Annotated in this window: 14 protein-coding genes and 8 tRNA genes; all 22 read left to right on the top strand. The window is 42.8% G+C overall.

The window, feature by feature from the left end; all coding sequences use genetic code 11:
* The 22 genes from lpxD to PHV44_06610 all read left to right on the top strand — a co-directional run bounded on the left by lpxD (position 1) and on the right by PHV44_06610 (position 16,018).
* On the top strand, positions 1-1,053 hold the full coding sequence (gene lpxD, locus PHV44_06715; protein ID MDD5592954.1) for a UDP-3-O-(3-hydroxymyristoyl)glucosamine N-acyltransferase: 1,053 nt from the start codon (positions 1-3) through the stop codon (positions 1,051-1,053).
* Complete coding sequence (locus tag PHV44_06710) at positions 1,004-2,377, top strand: bifunctional UDP-3-O-[3-hydroxymyristoyl] N-acetylglucosamine deacetylase/3-hydroxyacyl-ACP dehydratase (protein MDD5592953.1); 1,374 nt, start codon at positions 1,004-1,006, stop codon at positions 2,375-2,377. The genes lpxD and PHV44_06710 overlap by 50 nt, the downstream gene beginning before the upstream one ends.
* A gap of 1 nt (position 2,378) precedes the next feature.
* On the top strand, positions 2,379-3,167 hold the full coding sequence (gene lpxA, locus PHV44_06705; GenBank protein ID MDD5592952.1) for an acyl-ACP--UDP-N-acetylglucosamine O-acyltransferase: 789 nt from the start codon (positions 2,379-2,381) through the stop codon (positions 3,165-3,167).
* A gap of 19 nt (positions 3,168-3,186) precedes the next feature.
* Entirely contained in the window at positions 3,187-3,990 is an 804-nt protein-coding gene (gene lpxI, locus PHV44_06700) for a UDP-2,3-diacylglucosamine diphosphatase LpxI (protein ID MDD5592951.1), read from the top strand.
* Between the two features lie 185 nt (positions 3,991-4,175).
* Positions 4,176-4,451 (top strand): glycogen-binding domain-containing protein, encoded by a 276-nt coding sequence (locus tag PHV44_06695; GenBank protein ID MDD5592950.1) that lies wholly within the window; start codon positions 4,176-4,178, stop codon positions 4,449-4,451.
* A 64-nt stretch (positions 4,452-4,515) separates the two neighbouring features.
* Positions 4,516-5,235, top strand: coding sequence for a radical SAM protein (locus PHV44_06690; GenBank protein MDD5592949.1), 720 nt, complete (start codon positions 4,516-4,518; stop codon positions 5,233-5,235).
* 3 nt (positions 5,236-5,238) lie between these two features.
* Positions 5,239-5,311: transfer RNA gene (locus PHV44_06685), tRNA-Arg, on the top strand.
* A gap of 74 nt (positions 5,312-5,385) precedes the next feature.
* A tRNA-Arg gene (locus PHV44_06680) sits at positions 5,386-5,453 on the top strand.
* Between the two features lie 125 nt (positions 5,454-5,578).
* Positions 5,579-5,654, top strand: a tRNA-Lys gene (locus PHV44_06675).
* Positions 5,655-5,668: 14 nt separating this feature from the next.
* Positions 5,669-6,085 carry an archease gene (locus PHV44_06670; GenBank protein MDD5592948.1) on the top strand — a complete coding sequence of 139 codons (417 nt, stop codon included), beginning with the start codon at positions 5,669-5,671 and terminating at the stop codon, positions 6,083-6,085.
* A gap of 80 nt (positions 6,086-6,165) precedes the next feature.
* Complete coding sequence (locus tag PHV44_06665; protein ID MDD5592947.1) at positions 6,166-9,147, top strand: intein-containing RctB family protein; 2,982 nt, start codon at positions 6,166-6,168, stop codon at positions 9,145-9,147.
* Between the two features lie 15 nt (positions 9,148-9,162).
* Positions 9,163-10,077 (top strand): DUF1189 family protein, encoded by a 915-nt coding sequence (locus PHV44_06660; GenBank protein ID MDD5592946.1) that lies wholly within the window; start codon positions 9,163-9,165, stop codon positions 10,075-10,077.
* Positions 10,078-10,090: 13 nt separating this feature from the next.
* Positions 10,091-11,410 (top strand): serine--tRNA ligase, encoded by a 1,320-nt coding sequence (gene serS / locus PHV44_06655; protein MDD5592945.1) that lies wholly within the window; start codon positions 10,091-10,093, stop codon positions 11,408-11,410.
* On the top strand, positions 11,407-12,099 hold the full coding sequence (locus PHV44_06650; GenBank protein ID MDD5592944.1) for a hypothetical protein: 693 nt from the start codon (positions 11,407-11,409) through the stop codon (positions 12,097-12,099). Before serS ends, PHV44_06650 begins: the two co-directional genes overlap by 4 nt.
* A gap of 5 nt (positions 12,100-12,104) precedes the next feature.
* Positions 12,105-12,194, top strand: a tRNA-Ser gene (locus PHV44_06645).
* 1,056 nt (positions 12,195-13,250) lie between these two features.
* Positions 13,251-13,338 (top strand) — tRNA-Ser (locus PHV44_06640).
* A 42-nt stretch (positions 13,339-13,380) separates the two neighbouring features.
* Positions 13,381-13,465: transfer RNA gene (locus tag PHV44_06635), tRNA-Ser, on the top strand.
* A 107-nt stretch (positions 13,466-13,572) separates the two neighbouring features.
* The gene (locus tag PHV44_06630) at positions 13,573-13,875 is read left to right on the top strand and encodes a hypothetical protein (GenBank protein ID MDD5592943.1); all 303 of its coding nucleotides are present in this window, start codon (positions 13,573-13,575) and stop codon (positions 13,873-13,875) included.
* Positions 13,866-13,939 (top strand) — tRNA-Arg (locus tag PHV44_06625). The genes PHV44_06630 and PHV44_06625 overlap by 10 nt, the downstream gene beginning before the upstream one ends.
* 12 nt (positions 13,940-13,951) lie before the next feature.
* The gene (gene tadA, locus PHV44_06620; GenBank protein MDD5592942.1) at positions 13,952-14,401 is read left to right on the top strand and encodes a tRNA adenosine(34) deaminase TadA; all 450 of its coding nucleotides are present in this window, start codon (positions 13,952-13,954) and stop codon (positions 14,399-14,401) included.
* Positions 14,402-14,403: 2 nt separating this feature from the next.
* On the top strand, positions 14,404-15,909 hold the full coding sequence (locus PHV44_06615) for a hypothetical protein (GenBank protein MDD5592941.1): 1,506 nt from the start codon (positions 14,404-14,406) through the stop codon (positions 15,907-15,909).
* 17 nt (positions 15,910-15,926) lie between these two features.
* Positions 15,927-16,018 (top strand) — tRNA-Ser (locus PHV44_06610).
* The last annotated feature ends 1,994 nt before the right edge of the window (positions 16,019-18,012 follow it).

Raw genomic sequence — 18,012 nt, 5'->3', positions numbered from 1 at the left:
ATGCCCAAGACCTTAAAAGAGATAGCTAAATTTCTTGAAGGCGAGTTAGTAGGCGAGTCCGATATTATAATTACCGGTATTTCGGGGATAAAAGAGGCTAATGAGGGGGATATTACCTTTTTGGCCAATCCCAAATACCTCCCGCTCTTAGAAAAGACGCGCGCCTCTGCCGTCATTACTTCAAGGGATATAAGGGATGCGCCCAAACCGATTATCCGCACGGAAAATCCGTCGCTGGCATTTGCCAAGATGGTTTCTTTTATGGCGCCTTGCGAGATAAAGCACCATCAGGGCATACACCCTGCGGCAATATTAGGCGAGGACGTATCTTTAGGTAAAGGCGTAGCTATCGGGCCCTACGCGGTCATAGAAGATAACGTATCCATAGGGGATGATACCGTTATTTATTCCGGTTGTTTTGTGGGCCACCATAGTAAAATAGGGGAGGATGCTTTAATTTATCCGAATGTTTCTGTGCGTGAACGCGTCACCATAGGTAACCGGGTAATTATCCATAGCGGCACGGTGATAGGTTCTGACGGTTTTGGTTTTGCGACGGTAGAGGGATTGCACCATAAAATCCCGCAGATAGGGACAGTGGAAATAGGCGACGACGTGGAGATTGGCGCCAATGTTACCATTGACCGGGCGCGTTTTGATAAAACCGTCATCGGCAGCGGTACCAAGATAGATAATCTTGTCCAGATTGCCCATAACGTAATAATCGGGAAAAACTGTATTATCGTAGCGCAGGTGGGGATCTCTGGCAGCACCACCGTCGGCAATAATGTGGTTTTGGCCGGCCAGGTAGGGCTAGTCGGCCACATCAATATAGGCGATAATTCCATAGTGATGGCCCAGTCGGGGGTGAGCAAATCTATCCCGCCTAATACTATATCCTGGGGTTATCCGGCAAAGCCCGCGAATATCGCCAAGCGCGTAAATGCCTGCGTGCAGAATCTCCCGCGCCTTTATGAGACGATAGCGGAGCTAAAAAAGAAAATTGAAGAGTTGGAAAAAGAAGCAAAAGATAGGCAGGCAAAGAGTGGATAGGCAAAAGACAATCGAAAGGGAAGTGAGTTTAAAAGGCATAGGTTTACATACCGCCAATAAAGTTAACATCATATTTAAACCGGCGGATGTAGATACAGGTATTAATTTCATCCGTACGGACCTTCCCGGCAGGCCGGTCATTAAGGCCTCGGTTGGTTCTGTTATTTCGCAGTCTCGTTCGCCAAGGCGCACCTCTATCGGATGCGACGGCGCAGAGATACATACCGTCGAGCATCTTATGGCGGCGTTATCGGGCTTAGGCATAGATAATCTTTATATTGAGATTGATAATGACGAAGTTCCGGGCCTAGACGGCAGCAGCCTTAATTTCCTGGAGATTTTGAGTGAGGCAGGCCTTAAAGAACAGGAAAGGCCGCGCCAGGCCTATTCTATCAAAGAGCCGATTTTTGTAGAAGAGCCGGGCGGCGCAGCTATTGTGGCAGTGCCGGCGCAGGAATTCAGGATTTCTTATACCTTAAATTACAATCACCCTTTGCTTAAGGCGCAGTTTCTGGATATAATTATAAATGGCAACGTATTTAAAAACGAATTATCTTTAGCGCGCACATTTTGTCTAGAAAACGAGGTAACGGAATTGCAGCAACAGGGTTTAGGCCGCGGGGCGAACTTTGAGAATACCCTCGTTGTGGGCGAGGCAGGGGTAATAAAAAATAAATTACGCTATCCGGACGAGTTCATCCGGCATAAGATATTGGACTTATTAGGCGACTTATATATTTTAGGGGCACCGCTACAAGGGCATATCATCGCCTTAAGGAGCGGCCATTCCCTGAATTTAAAACTGGTTAAAAAAATAGACCAGCAGAGGCAAAGGTATACGCTAGGCGGCATAGAAGCAGGCCGTCATCCCGCCGCAGCAGCAGGGCAACAGGAATTGGACCGGGAAGCCGTTATGAAGATACTGCCCCACCGCGACCCTTTCCTTTTTGTAGATAAAATTATTTCTTTAGAAGAAGGAAAGCATGCCGTAGGGGTCAAGAACGTCAGTATGGATGAATATTTCTTCAAGGGGCATTTCCCGGGTAAGCCGGTTATGCCGGGTGTTTTGATTCTTGAAACGATGGCCCAGGTAGGCGGGGTGATGATGCTCTCGCCGCAAGAAAACCGGGGAAAGATCGCCTATTTTATGTCTATAGACAACGCGAAATTCAGGAAGCCGGTCGTGCCCGGAGACCAGCTTATTCTGGAAGTTGAAGCCGTTAAAGTAAAAACCAGGACAGGGCAGATACACGGCAGGGCTTTGGTAGATGGAAAGGTAGTGGCAGAGGCAGATTTGATGTTTGCCCTTGCTGAAGGTTCGTAAGATGCAGATACATTCTACGGCAATAGTTTCTAAGAAGGCAAAACTGGCCGATGATATACAAGTCGGCCCTTATACTATTATCGGGGATAATGCCACCATAGGCCTCGGTACCAAGGTTGGCGCTTATTGCTTGATTGAAGGCAATACTTCTATCGGCGGGTCCTGCGAGATTTTTACCGGAGCAGTTATCGGCAGCCGGCCGCAGGACTTAAAATATAAAGGCGAGAAGAGTTTCCTTAAGATAGGCAATAATAATATTATCCGTGAATATTGCACCTTCAACCCGGGAACGGGAGAAGGCAGCAAGACTATTGTGGGCGATAATAATCTCTTTATGGCTTACTCGCACATTGCCCACGATTGCCGGGTAGGTAATGATTGTGTTGTCGCCAACAACGGCACCCTTGCCGGGCACGTAACTATTGAGGATAAAGCAGTCGTAGGGGGCTTGGTAGCTATCCATCAATTCGTTACGGTAGGCATGCTTTCTATTATCGGGGGATGCTCCAAAGTCGTGCAGGATATCCCGCCTTATTCTACCTGCGACGGACATCCCGCGCGCGTATATGGCTTAAACCTTATCGGTTTAAGGCGTAGCGGCATTTCAAAAGAATCAATGACGCAGCTTTCCCGTGCGTTCAAGATATTCTTTAGCGAGGGCCTCACCATCAAGCATGCCTTAGGGAAGGTAGAGAAAGAAATAAAAGCCGGTAACGAGGTTTCATACTTGATTAATTTTATCAAAAAATCTCAAAGAGGAGTATCCCGCTCCTGCCTTTCTAAAGAATAGTTTAAAAGACTAAAACAATATGGAAAAAATCGGTTTAATCGCCGGGAACAGAAGGTTCCCTATTTTATTTTGTGAGGCTGCCAGGAAAAGGAATTATTCTGTTGTAGCAGTAGCCATAAAAGGCGACACCTCACCTAAAATAAAGAAATGCGCGGATAAGGTTTACTGGATAGGCCTGAAGGAATTTAGCAGGTTATTTGAAATTTTTAAAAGCGAGGGGATAACTAAAATAGTGATGGCCGGCCAGATTAGCCCGTACCGGCTATTCAGTAAGGATATAGATAAGGACGCAGAGCTTAAAGAATTGTTGGAGCGCGTAAAAGATAAAAAGGCAGATACCTTATTTACAGCGGTAGCAGAAAAATTACGGATGTCGGGTTTTGAGCTGATAGATTCTACCACCTTTGTTGAAGGGCTCTTGCCCGCAAAGGGGGTATTGACCAGGAGAGAGCCGAATTTACGGGAATGGGAAGACATAAATTTCGGGCGAGAATTGGCAAAGGCGATTGCGGCTTTGGATATAGGCCAGACCGTGGCTGTTAAACATAAGGCAATAGTAGCCGTAGAGGCGCTGGAGGGCACAGATAACCTCATCAGGCGCGCAGGCAGAATTGCCCGCGGCGGCATCATAGTGGTAAAGGTCAGTAAGCCTAAACAGGATATGCGTTTTGATATACCGGTAATAGGGTTAAATACCGTCAAGAACCTCATTCGGGCAAAAGCTGCCTGTATGGCTATTGAAGCGGCTAAGACCCTATTTATAGATAAAGAAGAAAGTATCAGGTTAGCGGATAAGAAGGGCATTGCCTTGGTAGCGGTATGAGTGAAAAGAAATATCCTCCTTTGCCCTAGGATATCTAATCTATAGCTAATTACGGGCTTCGGAGGATTCAATTCGCCCAAACAATTTACATTTACTATCGTTCTGTAAATTGTGGGCTCATTGAAAAAAACCTTGACAGCGCTATATTATTGTGCGTAAATGATTTTAGAAAAAGGAGGGGGGCTATGGCTATATTAACAAAATCAAAACCTACGGAATTCAGGTTATATGCGCCGCAGGCAAAACGGGTGGCTTTGGCAGGTACTTTTAATAAATGGAACACCAAGCTGCTTTCTGCCAAGAAAGATTCTAAGGGTAATTGGGCAGCAAAGGTCAATCTGAAACCGGGCAGGCATGAATATAAGTTTTTTGTAGACGGTTCCTGGCTTAACGACCCGCATTGCACTTCTTGTGTCCCTAACGCCTTTGGTACCCATAATTGCATTATAGAGGTAAAGTAAAAAATAATTACTCCCCCTACTTTCGTATGAGCATAGATAAGAAGGTGGGGGGATTTTATTTAGAATGAAATATATATACGGTCCGGTAAAATCACGCAGATTAGGCATGTCTTTGGGAATCACGCTTACCCCCCATAAGATATGCAGCTTTAACTGTATTTACTGCCAGTTAGGCCAGACGTCAGAAAAGACCAGGGAAATAAAAGAATATATACCGCCCCAGGAGATCGTCGATGAATTAAAGTCGTGGCTGGAAAATAATGTTTTAGATGCCAAACGCCTGGATTATATCACCCTTTCTGGTTCAGGCGAGCCCACCCTGAATATCGCGATAGGCCAGTTAATCGCAGGTATAAAAAATATTACCCTGGTGCCCATTACGGTTATCACTAATGCCTCATTGCTAAATATTGCTTCGGTGCGCAAGGCATTACTCGGCGCTAGTCTGATAGTCCCCTCCTTAAATGCCATAAACGAGAGGGTATTTACGGAGATTAACCGGCCGCAAGAGGCCATAGAAACAGAAAATATAATCAGCGGCTTGATAGATTTAAGAAAGGAATTTAGAGGCAAGATCTGGTTAGAGGTGATGCTGGTTAAGGGCGTCAACGATGACCTAAGGCATATTAAAAAGCTAAAAGACGCAATAGAGAAAATCAATCCTGATAAGATTCAGTTAAATTCGCCTATTCGCACAACTGCTAAGGAGAATGTATCGTCCTTGGAAAAAGGCAAGTTGGAGAAAATCAGGAGAATCCTGGGTGATAAGTGCGAGATAATATAGACGGCGCTCGTAGCTCAATGGATAGAGCGCTAGCCTTCGGAGCTAGGCGTTGGGAGTTCGACTCTCCCCGAGCGCGTTTATCTAATTCAGTAGCTTCCCGCCAAGCTTTTGAATAGCAGGCGGGATCCCGCCATCGAATATAATTATTTAGCGGGACAATTGGATAGAGCGCTAGCCTTCGGAGCTAGGCGTTGCTGGTTCAAGTCCAGCCAGGCGCATTAATTATAAATTGCATATTGCCAAGTAACATATTTTAGGATAAAATATTGCCTAATATTAAAATACGTCCGGGCCATTAGCTCTCCGCCATAGGCGGATTCGCTAATGTCAGACAACTAAATCAGGGCCATTAGCTCAATTGGTAGAGCAGGACACTCTTAATGTCAAGGTCGATGGTTCGACTCCATCATGGCCCACCAAACCTCATTTCTTCTTGAAAACCTACAGACTTATCGGGCACACCGCAGATATAAGCATCCGGGTAAAGGGGAGTAATTTAAAAAGTTTATTTAAAAATGCTGCCCTGGCGGTGTTCGATATTATGGCTGCCAGACGGAATTCAGGAGCTCTCCCCAAAAAAAAATTAAGAATATCTCAAGATGCCCAAACCAGAGAAGAACTTTTGATAAATTGGCTGAATGAATTATTATTTTTATCCGCAGCCAAAGGCCTGATATTTACAGGCTTTAAGATAGATAATCTTACTGATTATCGTATAGAAGCTATGGCAGTGGCTGAGGATATCAATAATTATAAAGTGAATACGGAGATCAAGGCAGCGACATATCACCAGTTGCAGTTAAAGAAGTCCGGTTCAACCTGGCAGGCAGAAATAATCTTAGATGTATAGGGACTGTCCCCGAAGATATCGGACTTATTAGAAACCAAGGGGACTGTCCCTAATAATTATCTATCGGAATACTCAAAACTATGGCAGAGCTCTGGGAAGGAAAATTGGAAAAGATTGACGATTACCGTTGGCGTATACCCCGTTCCTATAAACCCGGTATGCGCGTACCCGGCATAGTTTATGCCGATGAAAAATTATTAAAAGACATCCGGCACGACAAGGCGTTGGAGCAGGTAGCTAACGTGGCATTCCTGCCGGGCATTGTAAACGCTTCACTGGCCATGCCTGATATACACTGGGGTTTTGGTTTTCCGATTGGAGGAGTCGCTGCTACTGATGTTGAAAATGATGGAGTAATTTCTCCTGGTGGGATCGGTTATGACATAAATTGCATATCAGGGGACAGTTTGATTCTGCATGAATTTGGGTATGTTTTGCCAATTAAAGAATTCTATAATAGTTGGCATGAAGAAAAAATTCAATGTTGTGACTTCGGAAAAGACATTTTAGAGAGAACAGGCATTAAATTATTTTTTAAATTTAAGCCTAAAAATAAGGTTTATCGATTAAAAACTATTACGGGGAAAGAAATTATTGCTACAGCAGATCACCCATTTTATACTCCAGACGGAATGAAGGAGTTAATTCGTCTACAGATAGGTAAGCGTCTTGCCGTGAATCCGTTTATCGGAGTTCTTTTTGAGCCTCCATGCAATAAACCCATTGTTACTTTAAGTGATATTGAACAAGCGTTATTAAGGCTCGGTAGAGATCCTAAAGGTCAAAGCGGGCAAACTATAATCAAAAAATTGAGAGAACGAGGGCTTGCTTTATTAAGCTATGATCATCCCAAATTGCCTTATTTGCTTAAAATTATGGGAATGGTTTTTGGAGATGGTTATATGAATTTTATCGGAAATAAGAAAGATGGTATAGTCGGTTTTGCTGGTAAAAAAGATGATTTGCAGAAAATACGAGAGGATATAATCGCGATAAACTATAATCCTTCTCCGATACATAAAAATAAATCAAAATTGCTTTATAAGGGGGAAATTCGACGTTATGTTAATTATTCTTTTTATGTAAATGCCTCTAGTTTAATGGTATTATTAAATGCTTTAGGTGTTCCAGTAGGTCAGAAAGTATCTCAGCCATATAGAATCCCGATATGGATTAAAAAAGCTTCGCTTTGGCAAAAACGGCTTTTTATCGCTAGCCTTTTTGGCGCTGAGCTTTCAATCCCCAGGCCGAAGTTATTTAAAAAAGGGAATTTTTATGCTCCTGTTTTTTATATGAGTAAACGGGAAAAATATTTAAAGAACGGGATCAATTTTTTGAAAGATATTTCAAGTTTGACTAAAGATTTCGGAGTTGATACGACAGATTTAGTAATAAGAAGAAAATACCAAACCAAGAATGGAGAAACATCTTGGCATTTGGAATTAGTGTTTTCTTGTAAGCCAGAAAGTTTGATTAATCTTTGGGGTAAGATAGGTTTTGAGTATAATCAAGAGAAATCAGAATTATCTAAACGAGCTATTCAATATCTATCTTTAAAACAGCAAGTTCTCAATAAACGATCGACTCAAATTGATACGATATTGATGCTAAAAGCCAATGGTTTTACCCACAGCGAAGTTTTTCAAGAGATCGGTGAAAATTTTATAGGCAAGCGTTACATTCAATCCGTAGTCCAGAGACAGGATAATTTTATTGAACCCAGAATACCCAATAATTTCCCGTCTTATAATGAATTTATTGAAGATATTACCGCAGGCTTAAATACTTCTAATATGCTTTGGGATAATATCGAGTCTATCGAAGAAGTTAACTTTGATGATTATGTTTATGACTTTACCGTTGAGCATCCCCATCATAATTTTGTTGCCAATAATTTTGTGGTATCAAACTGCGGCGTGCGCTTGGTGAAGACTAATTTCCAATATGATGAGATGAAAGATAAAATCAGGGATTTAGTCTACGCCTTATTTTCGGACATACCTTCGGGCGTGGGTTCAAAAGGTGATATCAGAGTCAGCGCCCGGGAAGAAAAAGAAATTTTAATCAAGGGTGCCAGGTGGGCGGTAGAGAAGGGCTATGGCACAGAAGAGGATTTGGAGTGTACTGAAGAATACGGCGCGATTCAGGGCGCGGACCCTGGCTGTGTTTCAGGCAGGGCCTACGAAAGAGGCAAGGCCCAGTCAGGGACATTGGGTTCGGGAAACCATTTCCTGGAGGTACAGGCTATTGACCAGCTTTATGACCGCGATGCCTGCGATGCGCTTGGCCTTACCCTGGGTCAGGTTACGGTCATGATTCATTCCGGTTCACGCGGCTTAGGTTATCAGATTTGCGATGAGTATGTAAAAAGCATGATACATTGCCTTACAAAATACAATATCAATGTCCCGGATAGGCAGCTTGCCTGCGCTCCGGTTAATTCCAGCGAAGGAAAGAGCTATATAGGCGCGATGAAATGCGCGGCTAACTATGCCTGGGCAAACCGGCAGTGCCTGATGCACCTGACGCGCCAGGTTTTCGAGAGGGTTTTCGCCATGCCCTGGCAAAAGATGGGGATGCATTTGATTTACGATGTAGCCCATAATATTGCCAAGATAGAAAAATATACGGTTAACGGTAAAGAAAGAAATCTTTGCGTGCACCGTAAAGGCGCCACGCGCGCCTTTGGGCCGGGCCATCCGGCATTACCCGAAAGGTATAAGAAGATAGGCCAGCCGGTAATTATTCCGGGAGATATGGGGAGGAATTCTTATCTACTCATCGGGACGCAGAAGGCAACGGAGGAGACATTCGGCTCTACCTGCCATGGCGCCGGCAGGTTAAAATCGCGCACCGCTGCCACAAGGTCCATTAACGCAGATATGTTATTGAAAGAATTGGAATCTAAAGGTATAATAGTAAAAGCTTCCGGACGCGGCACAATCGTAGAAGAAGCGCCGCAGGCATATAAAGACGTTAATGAAGTAGTGGATGTAGTGCACAATGCCGGGATTTCCAAGCGCGTCTGCAGGATGCGGCCCTTAGGGGTAATCAAAGGTTGATATCGGAGGTTTAGCATGACAGAGAGTACTATAGAGAATAAAGGAAGTTTTTGGCAGGAGTTAACTAAAAGCTTAAATCCTAATTTTTACTGTAGTATCTTGCGGCAAACGTTTGGCAGGAGCCTGCGTTATTTAATATTACTGGTGCTCTTTGTAGCCGTGGTATTATCCGTAAAATATACGATAGATTTAAGAATCAGGGTGTTTAGTGTCTCCGAGTGGGCGCGGGGTAACCTGTCCCAGGTTCTTTCGGATATCCCTGCGATTACGATAGAAAACGGAGATGTCTTTTGTGCCGTCCCGCAGCCATTTATTAAAAGATGGGGGGCGCAGAAAGACAGGTTTGATTTTATTATTGATACAACCGGGAAAATCGCTTCGCTTGAAGGGTATGAGTTCGCCATGCTATTAACCAAAAACAAATTAATCTTCAAGAATACCGAATCGCAGGGTGTTACGGAGATAAAGGAATATGACCTCTCTAAGGTGTCTTATTTTAAGCTGCAGCCGGGAGAAGAAGCTAAGGGAGAGATTATCAACGTAGCCTTTAGCAAGGGGAAAATGCACCAGCTTACCTACAAAAGCCTGGCTAGATGGCTGAAAATCTTACCGTGGGTGGCATCTCCAGTTATATTGATTTTTTTATTTTCGTATTATGCCTTTGCTAAAATCATCCAGCTTTTTTTCTTTAGCCCCATAGCTTTTATTTTAGCGAAATTAACCAGGTCAGGAATAAATTATCCCCAGGTTTTAAACATAGGGGTTTATGCCTTGACTGTCCCGACTTTATTAGCGGTTTTGTCTATTATTATGAGATGGAATACCGCTATTTTTGGGCTGTTCTACATCAGCGTGTATATGTTTTTTTTAATAGCCGCTATATTTAAATGTAAAGAGTTCTTAATAGCACAAAAACAACTGACACAATAAAAATAAAGATGCGATGCTGGATATAAAATTTATCCGCGAAAATTTAGGTTTGGTTAAGGAGTCGATTAAGAGCCGCAATCTGAAATTAGACCTTGATGGCTTGGTTAAGCTTGATGATTTCCGGCGTAAGGCCTTAAGCGAAGTAGAAGACCTGAGGGCGCAAAGGAATAGGGCCAATGATGAAATCAGCGCTTTATTAAAGGCCAAAAAGGACGCTAAAAGTAAGATTGCTTCCATGAAAAAGATCTCAGAGAGGATTGGCGGGTTAGAGGCAGGGTTGAAAGAGATGAATGCGCAGCTGGATGAGTTATTATTAGCCATCCCTAATATCCCGCATACCTCTGTTCCTGTCGGTGAGCCTTCCTGTAAAAAGACCGTGCGTTCATGGGGGGCGCTTCCTGAGTTTGATTTTAAGCCGGCCACCCATATCGAATTAGCTCAACATTTGGATATCATTGATTTTTCCAGGGCCGCAAAAATTTCCGGATCGAATTTTATACTTTATAAAGGCTGGGGGGCCAGATTAGAGCGTGCCCTGATTAATTTTATGCTTGATTTACATACAAAGAAACACGGTTATACGGAAGTCTTCCCGCCTTTTCTGGTTAATCGCGCCTCCATGACCGGGACAGGCCAGCTTCCTAAATTAGAGGAGGATATGTATCGTTTAAAAGACGATGATTTATTCCTTATCCCTACCGCGGAGGTTCCGGTCACTAATATCTTCCGCGATGAAATACTGGATGAAGATAAACTGCCGGTTTATTATACTGCCTATACCGCTTGTTTTCGGAGGGAGGCGGGTTCCTACGGAAAGGATACCAAAGGCCTGATGCGCGTGCACCAATTTGATAAAGTGGAGCTGGTAAAATTTGTCCGGCCCGAAACCTCTTACGAAGAACTGGAAAGATTAGTTGGTAACGCGGAGGAGGCCCTGCAATTATTGGGCCTACCTTACCGGGTAGCAATGTTATCCACCCAGGATTTAAGTTTTTCCGCAAGCAAATGTTACGACCTGGAGGCTTATGCTGCGGGTATGGATTCCTGGCTTGAAGTCTCCAGCTGTTCCAATTTTGAAAGTTTCCAGGCCCGGCGCGCAAATATAAAATTCAGACGTAAACCAACGACCAACGACCAACGACCAACGACCGAATTTGTGCATACTTTAAACGGTTCAGGGGTTGCCTTGGCGCGGACAGTAATTGCCATATTAGAAAATTACCAGCAGAAGGATGGCTCCATAGCTATACCTGAGGTTTTAAGGCCATATCTTGATGGTTTGACTACGCTCACCGGCAATCCTGAGCGTGAATCGAAGGATCGAAGGAAATGAAAGAATCCTCCAAAGATAACGAAATTTTAGACAAACTTAATATCGAGGCTGCGCAAGGCCCGGCCCCAGCGCCTAAAATAGCCGGATTTCCCGCCAAGCTTTTTGGTATTATCAAGTTTGTTATGGGGGCCTGCCTTCTGCCTTTTGTTTATTCTTTTTCATTAGCGTTTTTCAATGAATTCAATGTTATCGAAAGGACATTTAAAGGTTATTTCTGGGCGGGCATAATCAGTTTTGTTATTATATATCTTTTTATTTATGAGCCGGCCATAATTTATAAAAAAGGCCAGAGGCTCTTAGAGATAATTTTTAAATTTTTTAAACCTCTGGTCAGGGTTGCCCCTTACCTGTTGCCTGTTTACACTATCATCGTATTTATCCTGTGTTTACTGCTTTTGCCGGTGTTTAAGGAAAAAGAGGTATTCGGTTATTTTATTTTTTTATTGAGTTTCAGCCTCGCCTTACACCTTATTTTCGGCGCCAAGTCCATACGCTCCAAACAGGGCGATTTCTTGAAAGCAAACTATATCTTTGGCTTCTCTTTTATCTATATCATCGACCTGGTGCTGATTTCTTTTTGCCTGAACATTTTATTCAAGGAATTTTCTTTCGTAAACTTCTTCAATAATTCCTGCCAGATCGGTAGCAATATATTTTATGCTATCTTTAAACAGTTTTTCTTTTTCTAATTTCTGGAGGAGTGCCAGAGTTGGTCGATTGGGACTGTCTTGAAAACAGTTAGGTGCCGTAAGGTGCCTCAGGGGTTCGAATCCTCTCTCCTCCGTTATTACTTATGACATTATGGCACGAGTTAAATTTCCCGAAGGAGAACAGCGTTCTTTTTTTGATTCTGTCGGTTTTTATTTCAAGAATGACTGGGCAGAGGTATCGAGATTTCTTAACATTAATGAGAGGACTCTTAGGGATTGGCGGCGCGAAAGATACACAATGGACCACGCCTCTCTGAGAAATTTACATTCTTTGACTAAAATTCCTATTCCGCAAGGTATTGAAATATTGGAAGATTATTGGAGTGCGAAGAAATATTCCCGGCTTGGGGCGCTGAAAAGGTTTCAAATATACGGTGCTCTTGGGACCCCAGAGGGAAGGCGTAAAGGTGGATTAGCGACTCAGCGGTTAATAAGGATGAATCCCGTATGGGCTCTGCAATCCGGTATTGTTGTCAGAAAGGGAATACATGATCCCGGGTATTCGTTTGAGCTAGCGGAATTCATTGGAATTATGCTTGGCGATGGAGGCCTAACGAATTATCAGCTTAGCATAGCCCTTAATTCGCAGACCGATAAGGAATACTTGGACTACGTAAAAAGCCTTCTTGAAAAGTTGTTTCATATTCAATCTTCAGTTATGTTACGGAAAAAAGAAATTGCCGCGCGTATAGTTGCTTCGGGAAGGAATCTCATTGTATTATTCAAAAAGTACGGGCTTAAAACGGGGAATAAGGTAAAACAAGCCGTTGATATTCCTGCTTGGGTTTTGAGAAAAAATGAATTTGCAGTTGCGTGTTTACGGGGGCTAATGGATACTGATGGCTCTTGCTATGCATATGCGCACAATGTCAATAAAAAGCGATATCATAATTTTGCTTTATGTTTTACTAATGCTTCGCAACCTTTACTTAAAAGCGTCTATACTATCTTTGATAAGAATGGCTACCATCCCTGCGTAACGGGAAGGCGTGTTTACGTGTATGGAAAAGACGAAATCGCAAGGTATTTCCAAGAAGTAGGTACTCATAATGCTAAACATCTGCAAAAATATCAAAGATTTATTGATAGTAAGGTTTTATCGCAAGATAGATGCATCGATAATTATAAAAGGAAGGATGGGAGAGTGGTTGAATCCAGACGCCTCGAAAGCGTCCAGGCAGCAATGTCTCGCAGGTTCGAATCCTGCTCCTTCCGCCAGTAATCAAGATTTTGTATCTTTAGAAGTAAAGTAATTTGTTTGGAGAGGTGGCTGAGTGGTTGAAAGCGTACGCTTGGAGAGCGTATTACCCGCAAGGGTACCAGGGTTCGAATCCCTGCCTCTCCGTTTGACTTTTCCTTGCTGGAAAAGTCAAACGGCACTCAAGCGAGCGTAATTTTGCGACAAGCAAAATAGCGAGCGGAGTGCATGTGTGGATGCCGAAAAGATAAAATATGGAATTTAATAGCTTTGATTTATTAGCAAGCGGTAGCGTCTTTTTAATTTATGGGACCACCTGCATCTTAAGTGTAATTTTTACTTTTTCTCTGGATACATACCGCGATATAGAAGAGAAGCTTGGTTCTAACGTATTATCAAGCCGTATCCTCAGCCCCTTAGATAGGAATATAGATTGGCTGAATAGCCAGCTGGCCAGGTATAATAAAATAAGCGGACCGGTCTTAATATTATTTTCTCTTTTTAATCTGAATTCATTATTCGGTATTATTAATAATGTATACTTATGGCGCCCATAGCTCAACTGGATAGAGCACCAGTCTACGGAACTGGTTGTTGTTGGTTCGATCCCAACTGGGCGCATTTTAAATTGTGCTGAAAAAATATTCTGGATTTATGCAGGAGGCCTTAAAGGAAGCAGAGGCGGCTTTTTCTGAGGATGAGGTCCCTGTCGGAGCGGCGGTCGTTTATAAAGGCAGAATCATCAGCCGCGCCCACAATCAGGTGGAGCGCCTGAAAGACCCCACTGCCCACGCCGAAATGCTCGCTTTGACCAGCGCTGCCAATTATCTTAAGGCAAAGTGGTTGAGCGGGGCTACCTTATATGTTACAATTGAGCCTTGCAGCATGTGCGCCGGCGCTCTGGTTTTAGCCAGGATAAAAAAACTGGTTTATGGCGCCAGTGACCCTAAAACCGGGGCCTGCGGTTCGATTACAAATATAGCTAACAACAGGAAATTGAACCACAGGATTGAGGTTAAAAAAGGCGTATTGGAAAAAGAGTGCAGCCGTTTATTAAAAGATTTTTTTAAGAAGAAGAGATAACAATGAATGTGTTTCTTAAGGACTATTCCGTTAAAATCCTCACTATAGTAGCCTTGCTTTTCGGGATTGCCGCAATAATCATAGTCCAGTTTTGGACGCCCACCCTCTATGGGCCTGACGGTTACCTGCATATACGCATGGCTGAGTTTATTAAAAGCTACGGCCTGAAGTACGATTTTCACTGGGCGCGGTATTCGACTTTCGCCAAAAATTTTGCCGATAAGGACCTGCTTTACCACGTCCTGCTTATTCCTTTTACGCAATTATTTTCAAAAGATATCTTTATGGGCGCGAAAGTCTCGGCTGCTTTTTTCGGCGTCCTGTTTTTTATAACTTTTTTTATTATGTTGAGGCTCTATGCCCCGCGGCCGTCAGTCCCCTTATTTTTATTAGCCTTGTTGATATCTGACCGTTTTTTCTATTTATTCTGCTGGCCGAGGCAGATGATCCTGGTGGTCGGCTTAACCATACTGGGGATACATTTTCTCATAGAAGAAAAATACCCGCTGGTCTTTATCGTAACTTTCCTTTATTGCCTGATGCATGTCTCCGGGCCTTATATCTTTCTCTATGCCATACTCACCGAGTCAGCCAGGTTCATTAACAATAGAAGGTTTAACTTAAAGTCTTTATGGGTTACGGGGCTGGCAATAATAACCGCTTACCTGGTCCACCCGCATTTTCCGAATAATATCTTAGTCTTTTACTTGAACGCCGTAATGGTGCCCATTTATTCTGCGAAATGGGGTATTGAGCTGGGGGCGGAGTTTTTTCCTATAAGCACGAGGGATTATCTTTTAAGTTACCCGTTTTTAGTCTTATCGATTACCGCAATATTCCTTACGGCGGTTTTTTTACGTCCGAAGGCCACTTTAAGGACGCAGGTATTTCTGGTTATTTCTTCGGCCTTTTTTATTTTTTCTTTTCTCTCCCAGCGTTATATCGCCCATGGTTATCCTTTGATGCTTTTAAGCATGGCTTCTTATGCACAGGATTATTTTCAGGAAAACGCCGCCCGGGAGGCCCCTTTAAATTTAAAGTTCCTGTTTGCCCCGGCAATAATTATTTTTTCTGTATTGGGGTTGATCTCCGCTATTTTTACATATAAGAGCCTGCGCCAGTTCGCCCTTGTACATAAAGTATTTGATTCTCACTATGAGGGTGTCGGGAAATTCTTTAAACAAAACATACCGAAGGGTGAATTGATTTTTCACGCTAATTGGTCGGACTCGCAATATTTTATCGGCGTTGACCCGGACAATGATTATTTCGTTACCTTAGACCCTACCTATATGTTTTATTATAACCGCCGGTTGTATGATTTATATCGCGATGTCTCTTTCGGCCGGACAAAAGACCCTTATGATATCCTGAAAAATACCTTTAAGGCAAATTACGGGTATGCGGGGAAGAATTATTTTAACGGGTTGATTGAACAGGTGAGAAAAGACGCGCGTTTTAAGATTATGGGAGAAGACGATTTAGGTGTCGTCTTCAGGCTGGAATAGATATAAAGTTTTAGCGTGGAGAGGTGGCTGAGCGGCTGAAAGCAATTGCCTGCTAAGCAATTGGCCTGGGTAACTGGGCCCCCGGGTTCGAATCCCGGCCTCTCCGCCATTGATACCAATTCGAACCTTTTTGCTCCTCATCCAAGAGGGCTAAGGTTCGAATTTTGGTATGGGCGACATAATAAGGCTTAAATTCCTTCTCATTCCCCTCAAAAAGCTGATAAAAATCAGATTCCCTAGTTAATACCGGCTCCAAGCTTATAGGCGCAAGTAGCTCTTTAAGTGCCATGGAAGAGGAGGCGGTATTCTTATTTAACGTCTCGCGCAGGTTTTCCAGTCTATGATTGATCCATTCTTTAGGGGGCGCCTTAAAGCTATTATCTTTCTGGAACTCTAACGATCCTATTTCTGCCGTTAATTCTTCATTTCTTTTTTCTGCTTCAGTTAAAGCCTCAGATACTGCCTTTGAAAGATTACCAACCTTAATAAAATTGAGATAATTCTGTATTTCCTGCTGTATTTTCTCATATTGAACCTTTTTCTTCTTAACTAAGTCAGGCACTTCATTGAAACCTTCAGCAGCTAGTTTTTCTACATTCTTATATACATATTCCAAATTATCAGTTGTTAATATCTTATCTTTAAGTTCATTAATAATGATTTCTTCAATTCTTTTACGTGGGATAGCGAGTGTATTTGTGCAGGTTTTGCGCCTGGCGTTGTAACAGCCATAATATCCAGTGCCTTTACCGCTGATAAGAACAATCGCACCACCGCAAGTTTTGCATTTCATAAGTCCGGAAAATAAATGGTTAGGGCTAGTATGTACGTAGCTTCTCTGTTGATAGAAGGCCTTTTTCTTCTTGCTAACAGGCCAGGTTCCTTTGAGTTCTTGCCATCGTTTTTGTGTCCTTTCCCAAGTTTCTTTGTTGATTATTACCAAGTCTTCCCGGTATATAGGAATTCGGTCTTTGGCAGGACGGGGGATAACTTTTTTCTTGCCGGTCATAGGATCACGGACGTTTTTATACTTTCGCCAGTCCCATTTTCCGATATATTTCTCATTTTTAAGTATTCGGGCTACCGTTGATATATTCCAACCGCCATTCATATGCTTTTTTGTCGGGATTTTATCTTCATTCAGCTTTGTAGCTATTTTATGAATGCTATTTCCATTAATAAATTCGTTGAATATTCTTCGGATAACTTCAGCCTCTTCGAGATTTATCTTATGAACTTTGCCTTCGTATTTGGCTTGGCCTCTCTTATTGAGACGTAATTCACCAACCGGCTTACTACAATAGCCATATACATTCTCTCCAGCACTAAACCCACGCAGTTTTTGACCTTCTAAACCGCGCATAGTTTTCTTTCCTAGGTCATCCAGGTACAATTCATTTATTAACCCCCTCATCTGGATGCCTAATTTAGAGTTTTCATCATCAGTAACTATGCCGTCAGATACAGAAACTAACTTGACCTGGTAATAATTGAATTTAAGTACCAGCGTAAGCATTTGGTGGTTGCTTCTTGAAAGCCGAGAGAGGTCGTCAACGACCACAGCTTCAAATTCCTTATTTTCAGCAGCTTTATCTAAGGCTTGAAGCCCGGGCCGGTTAAGCAGGGAGCCGGATAGTGCTTCATCAATAAAGATATGCTCATCGCTGACAGTGATTTCGTGCTCTTTGCGGTAGTTCTTGCACACTCTTACCTGATCATCTATGCTTTTTTCGCTTTGGTTCTCAGAAGAGTATCTTGCGTATATTGCTGCTTTCATTTGATATCTCCGTGTCTAAGAAACACATCAGGGTTCTGTTTAGCTACCACAATGTACTCTTCGGCTAAAATAGAAGAGATTGCATCTAGTAAGTGCTGGATAGGAAGATTATCTTTCCAACAGAAATTAATGTACACTTTTTTAATTATATTCTGTTGAATTTCAGTTACGCTTGGAGTATTCCATAAAGTAAAATATCTTTCGCACTTTTGATATTGCCATACAAATAAAAAAGGCATATCCTCTTAGGTTGATAACGCAAATTATTAACCTAACCGGCTCTTGAGGAGCCAGCAAAGGAGGATACGCCTATGGCAAAGTCAGTG

This window comes from Candidatus Omnitrophota bacterium (assembly GCA_028717245.1).
Classification (GTDB): domain Bacteria; phylum Omnitrophota; class Gorgyraeia; order Gygaellales; family Profunditerraquicolaceae; genus JAGUYA01.
The sequence above is the reverse complement of the archived record's forward strand: the minus strand, read 5'-3'. Positions and strand labels throughout refer to the sequence as shown.